We start from the raw sequence: 16,533 nt of genomic DNA on the forward strand, positions 1-16,533 counted from the left end.
CCCCTTACAGACTCTGCGTCAGCCATACCGTCTGATACGGCGCCAGAGTTAATATCTCCGTTGCGGCAATATCCGCCTCATGATGACTCAGAAAATCGGTCAGTCCACCGGGTAAAAAGCCCAGACTGGCCAATGGCAGCTGCAGAATACGCTCCGTCACATTTGACAGCGCATACAGTGTCTGACTGCTATCGACGCTGGTGCGCTTAACAATAAATAAATCGGAATTAATCCGTACAATGTCCTGCCTGGCATCCGGGTGAAAAGCCTTCTGCTCACGGCGTATTCTGATCATACGGCGTAATTCCGTAAAGACTTCCGCCTGGGGTGTCACCGGATTATTCAGCAGGCATTCCAGTTCATGTTTATCCCAGATTTTACGGTTAATAGAACGAGTGCGGCCGGTTTGTTCAACATGATCCAGGTCGTTCGGAGTGGCGACCAGGCTGTGAATGTACAACGCCGGAATTCCCCTCAGGGCCAGCATAATGGCCTGCGAACACAGGAAACGCTGCACCTGAAAATGATCGCTGCCGCGCCGTGTGCCCATGCAGGCATCAAACAAGCTGATATTGATTTCATAAGGGCTCTGACTGCCATCGGGGTTGGCTTTCATACTGACAAAGCCACCAAAACGGTGCATGGAATCAATCAGGTCCTGCACTTCACGCTCCGGTAAAATTCCCTCCACCGGGCGCACTCCGATCCCATCATGGGAAGCGGTAAAATTCAGATACGTACAGCCCGGTGGCAGTGGCGGTATTTTATCCGCCCAGTCAGTCAGAAAGCTGGCGTTACCACGATTCAGGGCATGCAGAACCAGCGGTGGCAGGCCGAACTGATAAACCATATGCGCTTCATCGGACTGACCGAAATAACTCAGATTTTCAGCGACCGGCACATTGGTTTCGGTGATTAAAACCACTTCCGGTGCGGCATAATCGAGCACATCACGCAGCAGTTTTACCACCTCATGGGTCTGCGGCAGATGCACACAGCGGGTGCCGATTTTTTTCCATAAAAAAGCAATGGCATCCAGACGAATAAAGCGCGCACCACGCTCCACATACAACAGTAATATCTGAATAAATTCGAGTAAAACGGCGGGATTTTCAAAATTCAGATCGATCTGATCTTCACTGAAAGTAGCCCAGACATGACGTACGCCACGGTGGGTATGAACCGGGGTTAATAATGGTGTATTACGCGGACGGGTGACCGCCGAAACATCGGTTGCGGGATCTGTTTCAATAAAATAATCACTGTAGGGCTCGCGGTTGGCGATGTAATCTACAAACCATAAATTCTCACGCGAACAATGATTGATCACCAGATCCATCATCAGATCAAAATCTCTGGCGATGGCACTGATATCCTCCCAGCTGCCCCAGTCGGGATTGACCTGACGGTAATCAATTACCGAAAAACCATCGTCCGAACTGTAGGGAAAAAACGGCAGGATATGCACATTATTAACCGTGTCCTGCAAATGAGCGCGTAAAAAATCGCCCAGTGTCTGCAGCGGAATCTCACCACTGTGCTGAATACTGTGGCCGTAGGTGATCAGAATAACGTCCTGCTCCGACCAGCGTTCCGCTCTGGCTGTACTTTCCTGCCGGGCTGTATTGTCAGAAAACTGCTGGCACAGACGCAGAATATTCTGCGCCAGCTCCTGCAGGTCATTCCGCTCAGAATAAATACGTTCCAGGCGTTGTTTAAAACCGCTCAGTATTGGGTCATCCATAGGTTCTCAGTTATCCGGCAATGGCCATCGTAGTAATGGCTTGCCAGTTTCGTGCCGAGACGGCCTCTGCCGGTGTCAGCCAGCTGCCGCCCACCGCAAAGACATTATTCAGTGCCAGATAATCCTGATAATTTTTCTGACCAATACCGCCGGTCGGGCAGAATTTCACATCGGCAAAGGGGCCTGAAAAGGCTTTCAGCATATCGATGCCTCCGGCAGCGGCGGCCGGAAAAAACTTTTGATATTTAAAGCCCGCAGCCCGCGCCTGCAACACTTCGCTCGGGGTTGCCACACCGGGCAGATAAGGGCCTCCCCAACGACGGGCACATTCCAGCAACTCCGGCGAAATGCCCGGACTGACAACGAACTCGGCGCCCCGGTTCAGTGCATCTTCCATCTGCTGTGCACTGGTTACGGTGCCCACGCCGACAATAGCTCCGGGAACTTCATGCTTTATCCGCGTGATGGCTTCCAGTCCATGGCGGGTACGCAGGGTAATTTCCAGCAGACGCACACCGCCCTGCACCAGCGCCTGCGCCATCGGCACCGCGTCTTCCGGATCTTCAATCACCATAACAGGCACCAGAGGCTTGGCGCGGTCCAACCATAAATCCCACATCACGATTCTCCTTAAACGTACCCTGAATACTCGGACGAGTGTCCTGTTTTAATCCCAGCCGACAGACAACGCGCCCTGATCGGCCGGAGTGACTAATTTGCGCAAGCCGGCGAATAACTCGCGGCCAACCCCGGTCGCCGACAATACGGGCGGCTCATGGGCCGGACGCTGAGCAAAACCTTCGGCCAGCACCGTCAGTTCACCATGATGGCCGTCGAGGCGAATCACATCACCATCCTGAACCCTATCCAGCCAGCCGCCGGCATAAGCTTCCGGGCAGACATGAATGGCCGCCGGGACCTTGCCAGAAGCACCGGATAAGCGCCCATCGGTCACCAGCGCCACACGGTAGCCAGCCTCCTGCAGATTGGTCAGCGCCGGTGTCAGCTGATGCAGCTCCGGCATGCCATTGGCTTTTGGTCCCTGATATTTCAGTACCACCACCACATCGCAGTTGAGTTCACCATTGCGGTATGCGTTAAGCACCGCTTCCTGGGTTATAAATACCCGCACCGGAGCTTCGACCTGCCAGCGGTCATCCGGCACCGCCGACACTTTCATGATCGCCCGGCCCAGATTGCCCTGCAGCAATTTCATGCCGCCTTCGCGCATAAAAGGCGCATGGGCAGGTGCCAGCACCGATAAATCAAGACTCTCAGCTACCGCCGGGCGCCAGCTCAGCGTGCCCTCTGAATTCTGATACGGCTCCTTAAAATACGGCTCCAGGCCATCGCCCATAATGGTTTTAACATCGGTATGCAGCAGCCCGGCGGAAGCCAGTTCGCGCATTAAATAGGCCATGCCACCACTTTGCTGAAAGGCGTTGATATCGGCCTTGCCATTGGGATAAACCCGCGTCAGCAGCGGTACAACATCCGACAGATCGGCCATATCCTGCCAGTCGATCAGAATACCGGCCATACGTCCGATCGCCGGTAAGTGAATGCTGTGATTGGTCGAACCACCGGTCGCCAGCAGCCCCACCATGGCATTCACCAGCGTGCGCTCATCCACCATCTGCCCCAGTGGCATAAAGTCTGGCGCCAGAGCAGTAAGCTCGCTGACACGCTGGGCCGCGGCGGCGGTTAATGGCGCGCGCAACGGATCATTCGGATTAATAAACGAAGACCCCGGTAACTGCAGGCCCATGATTTCCATCAGCATCTGATTGGAATTGGCGGTGCCATAAAAGGTGCAGGTGCCGGCACTGTGATACGAGGCCATCTCGCTGTGCAGCAGCTCATCGCGGCCAATTTCTCCGGCGGCATAGGCCTGCCGGACTTTGGCTTTATCGTTGTTACTGATACCGCTGGGCATGGGGCCTGCCGGTACAAATACCGCCGGCAGATGGCCAAAGCGCAGAGCAGCCATCAATAACCCCGGTACAATTTTGTCGCAGATGCCGAGCAGCAGCATGCCGTCGAACACCTGATGTGACATCGCCACCGCTGTACTCAGCGCAATCACATCACGGCTGAATAACGACAATTCCATCCCTGTTTGCCCCTGAGTGACACCATCACACATCGCCGGCACGCCACCGGCCATCTGTCCGACATGACCACAGGCCGCCAGTGCTTTTTTCAGTTGCTGCGGGTAATCGCGATATGGCGCATGGGCCGACAGCACATCGTTATACGCACTGATGATGGCAATATTGGCGGCACGGTGATTCTGCTTCAGGATCAGTTTTTCAGTATCTGAGGATGCCGCATAATCATGGGCCAGATTGGTACAGCTCAGCTGTTCGCGCACGGGCCCCCGGGCAACGGCCAGTTCTGTTTGTGCCAGATAAGCAGCGCGGGTGGCTTTGCTGCGCTGGCGGATGCGTTCGGTAACATCAAGCAGTAAGGGGTGCATCAGGCTCTCCGTGTAAATTTTCCCGGCGATAAACACTCAGGCCGACCTGTGACTGAAACAAAACCCGGCGCACCGGCATGGCCGCGGTGTTACCTGCTTCAGCAGCGTCGCAGGCAAGACTGAACACGTGGTTTTTATCGTCACCGTCAAATAACAAAAACAGATGGCGGCAGTTCGCCAGCAAACTCCAGGTCAGGGTCATACGTGGCGGCGTGATCTGTTCGTCGCTCACCGGGCAACACCAGGCGCCGGAGTTGCCATCCAGACAGCGCGGCAGTGCCTGGCTGTGTGGAAACCAGCTCGCCGTATGACCATCGCTGCCCATACCCAGTACGGCATAATCGAGCTGATCAATCTGCTCGTGCAGGGTATTTTCACAGTCCATAAAGCCCTGCTGCGGTGAGGCTGCCTTGTTTTTTAATGGCAGAAAGTAAGCCTGTGCCGCCTGATGTTGCAGCAGATGCTCACGCACCAGCGCAGCATTGCTCTGCGGATCATGCTCGTCCACCCAGCGTTCATCCACCAGCGTAATCAGAACTTTCTTCCAGTCGATCTGCTGCTGCGCCAGCTGCTGAAAAAAACCGACCGGCGTCTTGCCACCGCTGACCGCCAGGCAAGCCCGGCCACGGCGTTCAATGCAGCGCTGCAGACGCGTCGCCAGATCACCCGCCAGCTGTCTGGCCAGCGTGTCACTGCTGTTAAAGCGCAGATCCTGCATTCCGTTCAACATAGGCATTCCTCAGCTGTTTTCATCCCACAGACGGCCATCTTTGGCCAGCAGTAAGGTTGCTGCTGCCGGCCCCCAGGAACCCGAAGTATAGGGTTCAGGCCGCTGTTCAGAATCGTTCCACGCCTGAAGAATCGGATCGACCCAGCGCCATGCCTCAAGTAATTCATCGTCGCGCAAAAACAGCGTGGCATTACCGCTCAGCACATCAAACAGCAGGCGCTCGTAGGCTTCCGGCACCCGTGTCTGCTTATGGTTGGCCGGATTCAGACTGAGGTTCATCGGCCGCACATTCATGCCCGGCCCTACCCGTTTTTCGCACAGCATCAGGCGGATACCTTCATCCGGCTGCAGGCGGAAGATCAGTTTGTTCGCCATGGTATTTTTGTGCTGCATCGGGAAGATAGAGTGCGGAATGGCCTTAAAATGCACCACGATTTCACAGGCCCGGTCCGCCAGACGCTTACCAGTACGTAAATAAAACGGCACCCCTGCCCAGCGCCAGTTATCAATCTCGACTTTTACTGCGACAAAGGTTTCGGTCATGCTTTTTGCCTGCACACCGGGTTCATCGCGGTAGCGTGGTACCGGCTGACCGTCTGACACACCAGCATCGTACTGACCACGAACCACCTTATCACTGACCGCCTCTGCCGTAATGGCCTTCAGGGATTTGAGCACTTTTACCTTTTCATCACGCACCGCATCCGGCTCCAGCCGGGCCGGTGGTTCCATCGCGGTAATACACAGCAGTTGCAGCAGATGATTCTGAAACATATCGCGCATGGCGCCGACCTGATCATAAAAACCTGCACGTTTTTCTACGCCCAGAGATTCAGAAATGGTGATCTGAATATGATCGATGTACTTCTGATTCCACTGGGATTCAAACAGGGAGTTGGCAAAACGCAGCACCATCAGATTCTGTACCGTTTCTTTGCCCAGGTAATGATCGATACGGTAAATCTGTGACTCCGCAAAGTATTCAGCAACGGCGTTATTAATTGCCTGAGCGGAAGCAAAGTCATGGCCGATGGGCTTTTCCAGCACGATCTTGCTCTGGCTGAGAATCAGGCCACTGTTATGCAGACCACGGGCTATACCGGTATAGAGATCGGAACCGGTGGCCAGATAAAAAATACGGTTGATATCACCGGGCATCAGAGCGCCGGCCAACAGGCTGTACTGGCTTTCATCACTGAGGTCGACGGTCAGACAGTGCAGGCGCTCGCTGAAACTCTGCCAGCTGCTTTCTTCCAGATATTCAGTCGCGACATGCCGCTTAAGTGCAGCGCGAACCATCTCGGCAAAATCGGTGGCGCCGATGTCCCGCCGGGTGGTCGAGTAAATCCGCCCGGCCGGCAGACGCCCGTCACGATGCAGCAAATACAATGCTGGCAGCAGCTTGCGTTGCGCCAGATCCCCCAGGCCACCAAACAGAATCAGCTCGAATGGAGCATTGATATGCATCCGCTATCTCCTTTGCAAAGAAATCAGGGCTTTCCTGTCACTCGTTAACATCTCATCAAGTGCAACCGAACACCAGCCTAAGGCACAATCCGGACTTCCGTCTGTCAAAACCATGGCAATGACTGATGATCCGGATAAAGTGTGACATGAATTACTCTGCCAGCGCCGCATCTTCGGCCGCTTTGTCCGCTGACGACCATACACCGCTGAACGTCCCCTTAATCCACTTTAGCCGAGGCACACAGACAGAATGCTGCTGATGGTAAAATCTTCGCTAGTTTTTTGTTTTTATTGAAAAAAGGTGTTGACGAACAACAGTCCCCTCCGTAATATACGCCTCGCTGTTACGAAGTTCCCCGATAGCTCAGTCGGTAGAGCAGTAGACTGTTAATCTATTGGTCGTTGGTTCAAGTCCAACTCGGGGAGCCAAACAGCATTCGGGGTATAGCGCAGTCTGGTAGCGCGCCTGCTTTGGGAGCAGGATGTCGGGAGTTCGAATCTCTCTACCCCGACCAACTTTACACTCTTAACATTCCTTTCTTTTATTCTTCATACTTTTCCACTAGCTTGTGACATCAATTATGTTAACTTGCGGGAACTGCTGTGAATTCCGTTGCTCAATCAGCTCAATATCCTGTTACCTGCCCTGCCTGCAATACTATCAATGCCAAACGTGCTGCCGAGTTGCTTCAGCATAAAATGCTCGACTGCCGGAAATGCGCATCCACCATTGCCATAAACGAAAATCAGCTAAACAGTTTGCGCCGTACACTGGCCGATATGGGCAATTATCTGAGACAGGGCCAACCGGCCACTAAGCACACCGATTAGTGCGACAGACAACAAAAAATCAAGAAGATAAGAAAAGAGACAAACAGAAAACAGCAGAAAGAGCAGGTGCGGCATACACCGCACCTTGCAACTGGCGTTAATTATTTAACGATATCCAGCAGCTCAACCTCAAACACCAGAGCGGAGTTTGCAGGAATACGCGGGCTTGGGCTACGCGCACCGTAAGCCAGCTCAGCAGGAATAAACAGCTTCCACTTGTCACCGACTTTCATCATCTGCAGCGCTTCAACCCAACCACGGATAACACCGGTAACCGGGAACTGTGCAGGCTCGCCACGCTCAACAGAACTGTCAAATACAGTGCCATCAATCAGAGTACCGTGATAGTGCACACGAACAGTATCAGAAGCTTCAGGCATTGGCTGACCATCAGCCGCAGCAACCATAACTTCGTACTGCAGACCGGATTCAGTCACAGTCACACCTTCACGCTTGGCATTTTCAGCCAGGAAATCCTGACCCGCTTTTGCAGCGGCGTCATTCAGTGCTTCCTGCTTCATGGTTTGCTCTTCACGGATTTTATCAAAAGCCGCTTTAATCACATCTTCACCGATACGTGGCTCAGCATTTGCCAGGGCATCTTTGATACCTGCAGCAATCGCATCAGCATTCATGTCGACTTCTTCACGAGACAGCTGACGACCAATATTCAGACCAACGCCATAGCTCGCCTGATCAACATGATTTTCTAACTTCACAGAGTCCTCCTGACCGCAACCGGCCAACAACAAAGCACCCAGAATGACCGCAGGTGCTGATTTAATCAGATTCATGAAAATTCCTTGCATGAGTTATCCAAGAGGCCAGTACACTACTACAAGCCTGTAGTAATTCCTATGACAGCAAAAGCAATACGAAGTTTTTCCGTGCAAACAGAGAATCACACCACATTCAGCAGGCAAAATTACCGTTTTTAGCCCGCAGCTCGCATTCCCGTTTGATGTTTTTGCAGACCTGAATTTCAGCCTGTGACAGACCCGTCGCCATCTGGCAACGATAATGACGCTGGCGCAGTTCGGCATCCGGTATATTTCCCAAACCTTCACCGCAGCCCAACAAGCTCAGAAACAACAGACAGAACAGAACCTTCACAGCATTATCCAAATGCATATTTTCGCCAAGATTCGCACAGCACCGCAGCAGTGTCCAGCGCACCGGCTGCAACCTGTCGGCAAAGGAATATCCTTTCCGTCACACAAAGGGGATAAAAGCAGGATATAATCCGCCGCAAATGAGAAAAATAAAGGAGATACCACCATGCGGATGCTGATTATTCTGGCCTGCATACTGACACTACAAGCCTGCTCCGGCCCATCCAAAGAAGAACTACGCCGTATGCAGCTGCTTGAAGCGCAGCGCGCGGAACAGGCCGCCCTCGCCGCACAAAAAGAAGCACAGGAGCGCGAAATCCGCACCCGCGAACGTCTCTCTGATGCGCGTACGGCCTGGAGCAAAAAAACTCAGCTCAGCCAGCAGCAGATCAACACTCTATTCAGCAACAGCCCGGAAGACGACCTGTCGTCTGATAAAATCTATTACGTACAATTCGATCTGCAGCCGGCCAAATACAACTACGGTCAGAACAAGCAGAGCTTTACCATTGTTGGTATGCGCAACTTACCGAACAGCGCCGTTTATGGCCCGTTATTCCCGGATGAAAAAGCCCAGTATCAGCCAGGGCAGCTGGCCAAATCCGTACTGGAATTTGCATTAAAAGAAGAAACTGAAATTAACCGCATTGGTCAGGAAGTTCTGCGCGACCGCGGACAACGCTGGGTTGCCGCCGTTCTGAATTTTAAAAATTATGATTCACTGGTTAACCAGAACAACAGGCAAAGTGCTCTCTGGCGCTGGGAGCCGGGTTTATTTGATGACCTGTCCTGGGATGTAACACCGGAAGTTGCCTACCCCTACACCTCGGAGCGTACCCTGAGCCTGCAATTAGGCCTGCGTTTCTGCCTGCTGAAAGACCGTTGCTACCTCGACTCGGATTACCGCAAACATCCGACTCATGCCGTACGCGCAGAGGTTATCAGCGTTCTGGTGGCCAGCCATAAGAAAGGCGAAATTCTGGCGGAGTTTATCCGCGAAAAAGAATAGCCTGACGGCAAGCCATAAAAAAAGCGGCCATGATGGCCGCTTTTTTTATGCTGACATATCAGCTCTTATCAGAAGCACTTATCAGAAACCCAGTGCCAGAGACGCACCGAAGTAAGCACCGGACACATCGAAATCGGTATCGATGTCAGCCAGGTCTTTGTCGGCTTTCAGATTAATGCTGCGGTAACCGGCTTCCAGACCGATATCGACAACAGGAATCGGCAGATCATAACCGATGCCATAACTGATATCGCTCAGCTTATTACCACCCATACCGATGTAGTTAATATCGGCAGAAGCGTACAGACCGAACGGGCTGTCGATTTTCACTTCACCGTATACCAGCGGCATTACGAAATCGAGATCAACACTTTCGTTCACACTGCTGGTTTTTCCACTGACTTCCGCAACGCCATCAAACTGACGGGCGGTCAGACCAAAATTAATATCAACAAAAGGCACCGGTAATGGCAGACCCCAGTACAGAGTCAGATCAGAGTGACTCAGATCCAGCGTACTGGTGACATTCTCGTTGAAGGTCTGATCAGCAAACTGAGCGTTAATATTACCGTCGCCTTCCAATTCCAGTGAGGTCTGCTTCAGCTTCAGATTAGGAATAAACGGCAGCGGGTGCTCAAAAAATACGGTCAGCTGCTGGCCATTGTCAGAATCGATATTCAGGCCATCTTTTTCAACAGAAACGCCCTCATCAATCTGGCCACCGGCTTCGGCATTCCAGACGCTGGCTTTGGCACCGACGGTAAAAAGTAAATCAGCTTGTGCGGCTACTGGTGTCATAGCCAGCAGAAACGCAGCGATTGCAGTCTTTTTCATGGAGATATTCCCGTTCTTATGATTTATCCAGTCAACCGTCAGTGCGGCCGAGTGCAGCTAGTTTGCCCGCAAATGGCACGAATGCCAATTCTTTGCGCAGCCAGCAAGAAATACTTCACAAATAAGGGAGGAGATGCAACAGGGAAAGAAACACAGAGAGGAAAATAAAACGAAAAGAAAATGCGCTCTCCACCGCCAGAAGACGGTGAAGAACGGACAGCCGGAAATCAATCCGGCCGGTAATCAGAAGGTCACGCCGATACGACGACCCACTTCTTCGTAGGCTTCAACCACACCGCCCAATCCCTGACGGAAACGGTCTTTATCCAGTTTCTCACGGGAATCTTTATCCCACAGGCGGCAGCCGTCTGGTGAGAATTCGTCACCCAGAACAACTTCACCTTTAAACAGGCCGAATTCCAGCTTGGAATCAACCAGCAGCAGGCCACCTTCAAGGAAAATCTGCTTCAGTACATCGTTCACTTTGAAGGTCAGGTCTTTCATACGCGCCAGATGCTGATCTTCCACCCAGCCAAAAGAACGGGCGTGGTATTCATTGACCATCGGGTCGCCCAGCGCATCATTCTTCAGGAACAGTTCGAAGGTTGGCGGAACCAGATCGATTCCCTCTTCCACACCCAGACGACGGCACAGAGAACCTGCGGCGATATTACGCACCACACACTCCAGCGGAATCATATCCAGACGCTTAACCAGCGCATCGGTATCCGACAGCAGGCGTTCAAAATGTGTCGGAATGCCGGCTTCAGCCAGCTTAGTCATGATGTAGGCGTTGAACTTGTTGTTCACCATACCTTTGCGGTCCAGCTGCTCGACTTTCTTGCCATCGAAAGCGGAAGTATCGTTGCGGAACTCCAGCACCATGTAGTCCGGATCGTCAGTGGTATACACAGACTTCGCCTTACCTGAGTAGAGTAATTCACGCTTTTCCATGGGGTTCTCCGAGGATGATCTTAAATGGTGGATCTTAAAAACCGGTTGTTACAGCTGCCGCCAGTCGGATACCTGATCCTGTTGCAGCAAAGATACTTCATGCGGCGCACATTGCAGCGCCTGAGACAGTGTCTGGCTGACCAGAGCACGGTCGTTATTCTTTTCACTGATATGACCTGCCGTGACATGCTGCAGGCCGTCCCACTGCACGCGACTGATCAGCTCAGCACACTGCTGATTACTCAGATGACCAAAATTGCCGGCCACTCTGGCACGCAGGCTGGGCGGATAAGGACCATTCTGCAACATCAGCGGATCGTGGTTGGCTTCAACCTGTAAGGCATGGCAGCGCTGATAAACATTCACAATATGCGGCGTTAACGAACCAAGATCCGACAAAACACCGAGGCGTTTTTCCGCGCTGTTTTCCAGTACAAACTGCAGAGGCTCTTCCGCATCGTGAGGCACCACGACCGGCAACACCGCCAGACCACCCACACTGGTTACCTGATCAGAGCTGATACAACGCCAGAGCGGATGTTCCGTCCATTCCATTTTGCGTGCCGTGCCAAAGGAGGCATAAAACGGAATGCTCAGAGCTTCACATAACGCTGCCACCCCTTTGGCATGATCACCATGCTCGTGAGTAACAAACACACCATCCAGCTGGCGCGGGTCAACACCGGACTCCTGCAGCCGCAGCAGAATATTTTTGCGGTTAAAGCCGCAGTCAATCAGCACTCCGCGGTCATTCTGTAAAACAATGGTGGCATTTCCGCGACTGCCACTGCCCAAAGATGCGTATCTCACTTTTCCAGCTGGGCTTTAATCTCGTTCAGCACATCAGCCGTTAAGGCTTCGCCGGCCAGATTGTCGGCATCGGTCAGCAGAGATAAATACACTCCCTGGCGAGCGCGGTTCATCTTCAGCAGATAGGTTTCTGTCACGACATTGTCGCCCCCCCAGAAACGATCCCACCAGCTCAGCTGCTCTGCATCGTTGCGGGTCGTCATTTCCAGATAATAGGTACCGGTGCTGCGGTTAAGGTCGGTCAGTTTCAGATCAGAGGCACTCAAAGCCTCCGTAACCGAGGCCCAAGCGCTGGCAAAACCACCATCAAGACGCAGGATCAGCGTACCGGCGCCATCTTTTTCCAGACGCGGATTCAGCGCTTCAGAACGGTATTCACTCAGAGAGGCAACGTTATCAGCCTCTTCGTCTTCCGCAATATAACGCTGCGGCTGTGGTGTCTCGAACGAGGATGGTTTTTCCGGAGTAACCGGCAAGGCCGGGATTGCATAGGCATCGGATGTTACCAGGCGGATATCCTGCTCCGTCCGGGTTGGCGCCTGCTCTTCTGCATCCAGATAGTCCATCGCACGGTCACGGAAGGTATCACCGAACATCCAGCTGCAACCGGACAGCATAACAACGGCTGGCAACAATAAAATACGCATGCAATCGCCTGCTTTAAATGAGTTCAAGAGCAGCCAGAGACAGCTCAACTTTTGGCTTGTAACGCTCATCCAGCTCGACCAGCGGCAGACGGATACCACGTCCCATCAGCCCCATTTTATGCAAGGCCCATTTCACCGGAATCGGGTTGGCTTCGCAGAACATGGCATTGTGCAGGTTCATCAGACGCTCATTCAGCGCTTTCGCTTCCGCCGCCTGACCATCCAGCGCCAGCATACACAGCTGATGCATTAAAGCTGGTGCCACGTTGGCCGTTACCGAAATATTGCCTTTACCACCCAGCAGGATCAGCTCATAAGCCGTAGCATCATCACCGGAATAGACCGCCATACGGTCACCCACCAGTTCAATGACTTTACGCGCACGTTCCAGATCACCGGTCGCTTCTTTAACGGCCACAATCTGCTCAACATCCGCCAGGGCTGCGATGGTTTCCGGCAGCATGTCACAAGCAGTACGGCCTGGTACGTTGTACAGAATCTGCGGAATATCCACGGCAGCAGCAATGGCCTCGTGGTGCTTGATCAGGCCACGCTGCGGAGGCTTGTTGTAATACGGAGTAACCAGCAGACAGGCATCGGCCCCCAGATTTTTTGCTTCCTGGGTCAGCTCAATCGCTTCTGAGGTTGAGTTAGCGCCGGTTCCGGCAATGATCGGACGACGACCGGCGGTGACCTTAACCACACGCTCAATCACCGCACAGTGCTCTTCTGTGCTCAGGGTTGCCGATTCACCGGTGGTGCCCACGGCAACAATAGCATCGGTGCCCTGTTTGATGTGGAACTCCACCAGTCCGTCCAGACTTTCCCAATCCACACTGCCATCAGCGTGCATAGGGGTTACCAAAGCCACAATACTGCCGGTAATCATTGAGCTCTACTCCAAAATATCCGCCCGGAACGGGCGCAGAAAAACAAAGGCGCAAGTCTACTGATGCAAGGGATTGGTGACAAGTCAGACGCAGTCACTATCGCTTACTCTGTTATCGGGCCAGGCCTGTAACACCGCTTTAAACAGGGTTGCCAGCGGAATCGCAAAGAACACGCCCCAGAACCCCCAAAGCCCGCCAAACACCAGCACCGCCACAATAATGGCCACCGGATGCAGATTCACCACTTCAGAAAACAGCAACGGCACCAGTACATTGCCATCCAATGCCTGAATGATGCCGTACACCACCATCAGCCAGATGAAATCGTTGGTCCAACCCCACTGCACATACCCCACCAGGGCAATCGGAATGGTGACCACCGCCGCACCGATATAAGGCACCAGCACCGACAACCCCACTGCAATGGCCAGCAGCGCCGCATAGTTCACGCCAAGAATCAGAAAGGCCACATAGGTGACACCACCGACGATAACAATTTCCAGCACCTTACCGCGGATGTAGTTGGCAATCTGCACATCCATTTCAGACCAGATACGGTTCAGCAGTTGCCGGCGCTGCGGTAAAAATGCCGTACACCAGGCCAGAATCTGATCGGAGTCTTTCAACAGGAAGAACACCAGAATCGGCACCAGCACACAATAAATCAGCACCGCCATAACACCGGTAATCCCGGTAATGGAAAAACTCACGGCAAACTGCCCGACCGACGCCAGCTCATCACCTATCTGTTTGGTCCAGACTTTCACCTGATCGACCGACACCAGATCCGGATACTGCTGTGGAAGCAGCATCAGAAGTTCCTGCCCCTTACTGGCCATACGCGGCAATTCATAGAAAAACTGTGTCAGCTGCTGCCAGGTGGCGGGCAGAATAATCAGCAATAACAGCATCAGTACGCTGACAAACAGCATAAAAACCAGCACGGTTGCGCCCAGATGACCAAGCCCCCGGCGCTTGCAGTAATTCATTGTCCCCTGCAACAGATACGCCAGCACAATGGCGGTCAGGAACGGTGCCAGTACCTTGCCTAACGTGATAATAACCAGCAACACCGCCGTAATAAGCAACAGCAACAGCAGCGCTTCTTCGTCGGAAAAATAGCGGTCAATCCAGCGCCGGAATACCTTAATCATGCCCTCAGGCTCCTTTTTTAATCCAGAACTGATAGCAACCATCGACATCGGAAGCGGCCACCAGTTCATTATTGGTCATTGCAATATATTTGCGGATATCACGCCACGAGCCGGCATCGGTTGCCTTCACCCACAACACTTCACCAATCGCCAGCGCTTTAAGCGCCAGCTTGGTTTTTAACAATGGCAATGGGCATTCCAGTCCGGAAGCATCAAGAGCCTGATGATATTGGTTTGAATTAGACACAGCGCACGCCTTTTGCCAAACTGAAGCCTCATTATATACGGATGTCTGCTGATAACGCCTGCACAGGGAATTGCAGTTCAGCGACAATGATCCATAAGACCTGCTGAACTCCTGCACCCTGGCGGGTCTAACGCAAATCAACTTCAGGAATCCGGGCTTGAACTTCCGCCTAACACGTCTGGCGCTGTTGCTGCTGAGCAGTTATGCCGCCCTTAGTATCCCAACCACCCAGGCTGCGACCGCCGATCTGCCGGATCTTGGCGACAGCGCCTCCAGCTATGTATCCCTGCAGGAAGAACATGATCTCGGACGGGTCTGGCTGCGCCAGCTGCGGGCACAGGCAAAAACGTTAGATGACCCGCTGATAACCGAATTTCTGGAAAACCTGATTTTCCGCCTGGTCCCCCACAGCGAAGTAAAACAATCCGAATTTGAATTTGTTGTTGTTGATCGCGCGGAATTAAATGCTTTTGCCGTACCCGGCGGCATTATTGGCATCAACTTCGGCATTTTGTTACACACCCGCGACGAAGACGAGCTGTCAGCCGTTCTGGCACACGAACTGGCTCACCTGAGTCAGCGTCACTTTGCCCGCCAGATCGAAGCCGCAGAAAAACAGGAACCCATCGCCATCGCCACCCTGTTGGCAAGCATTCTGCTGATTGCCACCAACAACCCCGATGCTGGCTTTGCCGGACTTCTGACCAGCCAGGCAGCCAGCATTCAGAGCCGCCTGGCTTACTCACGCGAATGGGAGCAGGAAGCTGACCGTATTGGCATGCGCACCCTGTCCACGGCAGGGCTTGATCCTTACGCCATGCCGTCGATGTTTCAGCAGATGCTGCAGGCCAACCGCTACAATGAACGTCCACCTGAATTCCTGCTGACTCACCCGGTCACGGAATCACGGGTCGCCGATGCCGCTGACCGTGCGCAAAAATACCCACGCAAACCCCGTCTGGCGAGCTTTGAATTCCGGGTACTGCAGAACGAAGCCATAATCCGCTACCAGCTTAATGCTGACAAGCGCGTGGATTACTTCACCCACCAGTTACAGGTCACACCGCGCAGCAGCGCCGAACAGGCCGCTGCGCTGTACAGCCTGGCCAGACTGGCACTGGAAAATAACGACAACAGCGCCAGCCGTGCTTATCTGAAAAAAATCATCAGCCCGTGGCGCGATCACTCTGCCGTAGTCGCCCTGAATGCCAGCAGCATGGCGGCGGAAGATAAATACGCCGAAGCCATCGACGCCATTAACGACGCTTTGCCTTTCGATCCCCAGGATTATCTGCTGCTGAGCACCAAAGCCTCCCTGCTGCGCCAGTCTGGCCAGAAAAATGAGGCAGTAGCCATTCTCAAACAACTGAGCGAATTGCGCAGTACCAATCCGGCGGTCTGGCGCATGCTGGGTGAAGCCGCAGGTGATGCCAATATGATTTTATTGGGCCATCGTGCCAATGCTGAATATCTGTTTTATTCGGGCTACCACGCCAAAGCGCTGCGACAGATGGAACTGGCCTTACAGCTGGCGAAAAAGAGCCATGATTTTCAGCAGGAAGCCGCACTGGGGCAGCGGCTGCGGGTAATGGCCAATACCGCCGCAGTTCTTCCCTGATCGCACT

At 53.2% G+C, this 16,533-nt stretch carries 16 protein-coding genes and 2 tRNA genes; 4 read left to right on the forward strand and 14 right to left on the reverse strand.

From position 1 onward, the window contains the following. Nucleotides 1-4 precede the first annotated feature (4 nt). The 5 genes from HUF18_RS00460 to zwf are packed head-to-tail and all read right to left on the reverse strand — an operon-like array spanning nucleotide 5 to nucleotide 6,420. Complete coding sequence (locus tag HUF18_RS00460; RefSeq protein ID WP_225690698.1) at nucleotides 5-1,744, reverse strand: sugar phosphorylase; 1,740 nt, start codon at nucleotides 1,742-1,744, stop codon at nucleotides 5-7. 10 nt (nucleotides 1,745-1,754) lie between these two features. Next, nucleotides 1,755-2,363, reverse strand: a complete 609-nt coding sequence (gene eda / locus HUF18_RS00465; RefSeq protein WP_225690700.1) for a bifunctional 4-hydroxy-2-oxoglutarate aldolase/2-dehydro-3-deoxy-phosphogluconate aldolase — start codon at nucleotides 2,361-2,363, stop codon at nucleotides 1,755-1,757. 48 nt (nucleotides 2,364-2,411) lie between these two features. Beyond that, the gene (edd, locus tag HUF18_RS00470) at nucleotides 2,412-4,223 is read right to left on the reverse strand and encodes a phosphogluconate dehydratase (RefSeq protein ID WP_225690702.1); all 1,812 of its coding nucleotides are present in this window, start codon (nucleotides 4,221-4,223) and stop codon (nucleotides 2,412-2,414) included. Then, nucleotides 4,204-4,953 carry a 6-phosphogluconolactonase gene (pgl, locus tag HUF18_RS00475; RefSeq protein WP_225690704.1) on the reverse strand — a complete coding sequence of 250 codons (750 nt, stop codon included), beginning with the start codon at nucleotides 4,951-4,953 and terminating at the stop codon, nucleotides 4,204-4,206. The genes edd and pgl overlap by 20 nt, the downstream gene beginning before the upstream one ends. 9 nt (nucleotides 4,954-4,962) lie before the next feature. Continuing rightward, on the reverse strand, nucleotides 4,963-6,420 hold the full coding sequence (gene zwf / locus HUF18_RS00480) for a glucose-6-phosphate dehydrogenase (RefSeq protein ID WP_225690706.1): 1,458 nt from the start codon (nucleotides 6,418-6,420) through the stop codon (nucleotides 4,963-4,965). A gap of 353 nt (nucleotides 6,421-6,773) precedes the next feature. On the opposite strand from zwf, the gene HUF18_RS00485 reads away from it, so the two are divergent. After that, a tRNA-Asn gene (locus HUF18_RS00485) sits at nucleotides 6,774-6,849 on the forward strand. Nucleotides 6,850-6,858: 9 nt separating this feature from the next. Then, nucleotides 6,859-6,935, forward strand: a tRNA-Pro gene (locus HUF18_RS00490). A gap of 417 nt (nucleotides 6,936-7,352) precedes the next feature. Here the strand turns inward: HUF18_RS00490 and HUF18_RS00495 are convergent. After that, complete coding sequence (locus tag HUF18_RS00495) at nucleotides 7,353-8,045, reverse strand: FKBP-type peptidyl-prolyl cis-trans isomerase (protein WP_145470378.1); 693 nt, start codon at nucleotides 8,043-8,045, stop codon at nucleotides 7,353-7,355. Nucleotides 8,046-8,163: 118 nt separating this feature from the next. Beyond that, nucleotides 8,164-8,364 carry a hypothetical protein gene (locus HUF18_RS00500; protein WP_225690708.1) on the reverse strand — a complete coding sequence of 67 codons (201 nt, stop codon included), beginning with the start codon at nucleotides 8,362-8,364 and terminating at the stop codon, nucleotides 8,164-8,166. 165 nt (nucleotides 8,365-8,529) lie between these two features. On the opposite strand from HUF18_RS00500, the gene HUF18_RS00505 reads away from it, so the two are divergent. Beyond that, entirely contained in the window at nucleotides 8,530-9,372 is an 843-nt protein-coding gene (locus tag HUF18_RS00505) for a hypothetical protein (RefSeq protein WP_225690710.1), read from the forward strand. Nucleotides 9,373-9,453: 81 nt separating this feature from the next. Here HUF18_RS00505 and HUF18_RS00510 read toward each other — a convergent pair whose 3' ends face one another. The 7 genes from HUF18_RS00510 to HUF18_RS00540 all read right to left on the reverse strand — a co-directional run bounded on the left by HUF18_RS00510 (nucleotide 9,454) and on the right by HUF18_RS00540 (nucleotide 14,908). After that, entirely contained in the window at nucleotides 9,454-10,206 is a 753-nt protein-coding gene (locus HUF18_RS00510) for a TIGR04219 family outer membrane beta-barrel protein (protein WP_145470374.1), read from the reverse strand. 243 nt (nucleotides 10,207-10,449) lie between these two features. Further along, nucleotides 10,450-11,160 carry a phosphoribosylaminoimidazolesuccinocarboxamide synthase gene (gene purC / locus HUF18_RS00515; protein ID WP_225690712.1) on the reverse strand — a complete coding sequence of 237 codons (711 nt, stop codon included), beginning with the start codon at nucleotides 11,158-11,160 and terminating at the stop codon, nucleotides 10,450-10,452. A gap of 48 nt (nucleotides 11,161-11,208) precedes the next feature. Next, a complete protein-coding gene (locus tag HUF18_RS00520; RefSeq protein ID WP_145470370.1) occupies nucleotides 11,209-11,970 on the reverse strand; it encodes an MBL fold metallo-hydrolase in 762 nt (253 codons plus the stop codon). After that, nucleotides 11,967-12,617 carry an outer membrane protein assembly factor BamC gene (bamC, locus tag HUF18_RS00525; protein WP_186436007.1) on the reverse strand — a complete coding sequence of 217 codons (651 nt, stop codon included), beginning with the start codon at nucleotides 12,615-12,617 and terminating at the stop codon, nucleotides 11,967-11,969. The genes HUF18_RS00520 and bamC overlap by 4 nt, the downstream gene beginning before the upstream one ends. Before the next feature lie 13 nt (nucleotides 12,618-12,630). Next, the gene (gene dapA / locus HUF18_RS00530) at nucleotides 12,631-13,506 is read right to left on the reverse strand and encodes a 4-hydroxy-tetrahydrodipicolinate synthase (RefSeq protein ID WP_145470366.1); all 876 of its coding nucleotides are present in this window, start codon (nucleotides 13,504-13,506) and stop codon (nucleotides 12,631-12,633) included. 84 nt (nucleotides 13,507-13,590) lie between these two features. Continuing rightward, nucleotides 13,591-14,661: an AI-2E family transporter gene (locus tag HUF18_RS00535; RefSeq protein WP_145470364.1), complete on the reverse strand. Its 1,071-nt coding sequence runs from the start codon at nucleotides 14,659-14,661 to the stop codon at nucleotides 13,591-13,593. A 4-nt stretch (nucleotides 14,662-14,665) separates the two neighbouring features. Next, entirely contained in the window at nucleotides 14,666-14,908 is a 243-nt protein-coding gene (locus HUF18_RS00540) for a sulfurtransferase TusA family protein (RefSeq protein ID WP_225690714.1), read from the reverse strand. A 157-nt stretch (nucleotides 14,909-15,065) separates the two neighbouring features. Here HUF18_RS00540 and HUF18_RS00545 point away from each other — a divergent pair, with 157 nt between their 5' ends. Further along, nucleotides 15,066-16,526, forward strand: a complete 1,461-nt coding sequence (locus tag HUF18_RS00545) for a M48 family metalloprotease (RefSeq protein WP_225690716.1) — start codon at nucleotides 15,066-15,068, stop codon at nucleotides 16,524-16,526. Nucleotides 16,527-16,533: the final 7 nt, after the last annotated feature.

This window comes from Thalassolituus sp. ST750PaO-4, assembly GCF_020320405.1.
Classification (GTDB): domain Bacteria; phylum Pseudomonadota; class Gammaproteobacteria; order Pseudomonadales; family Oceanobacteraceae; genus Venatoribacter; species Venatoribacter alkanivorans.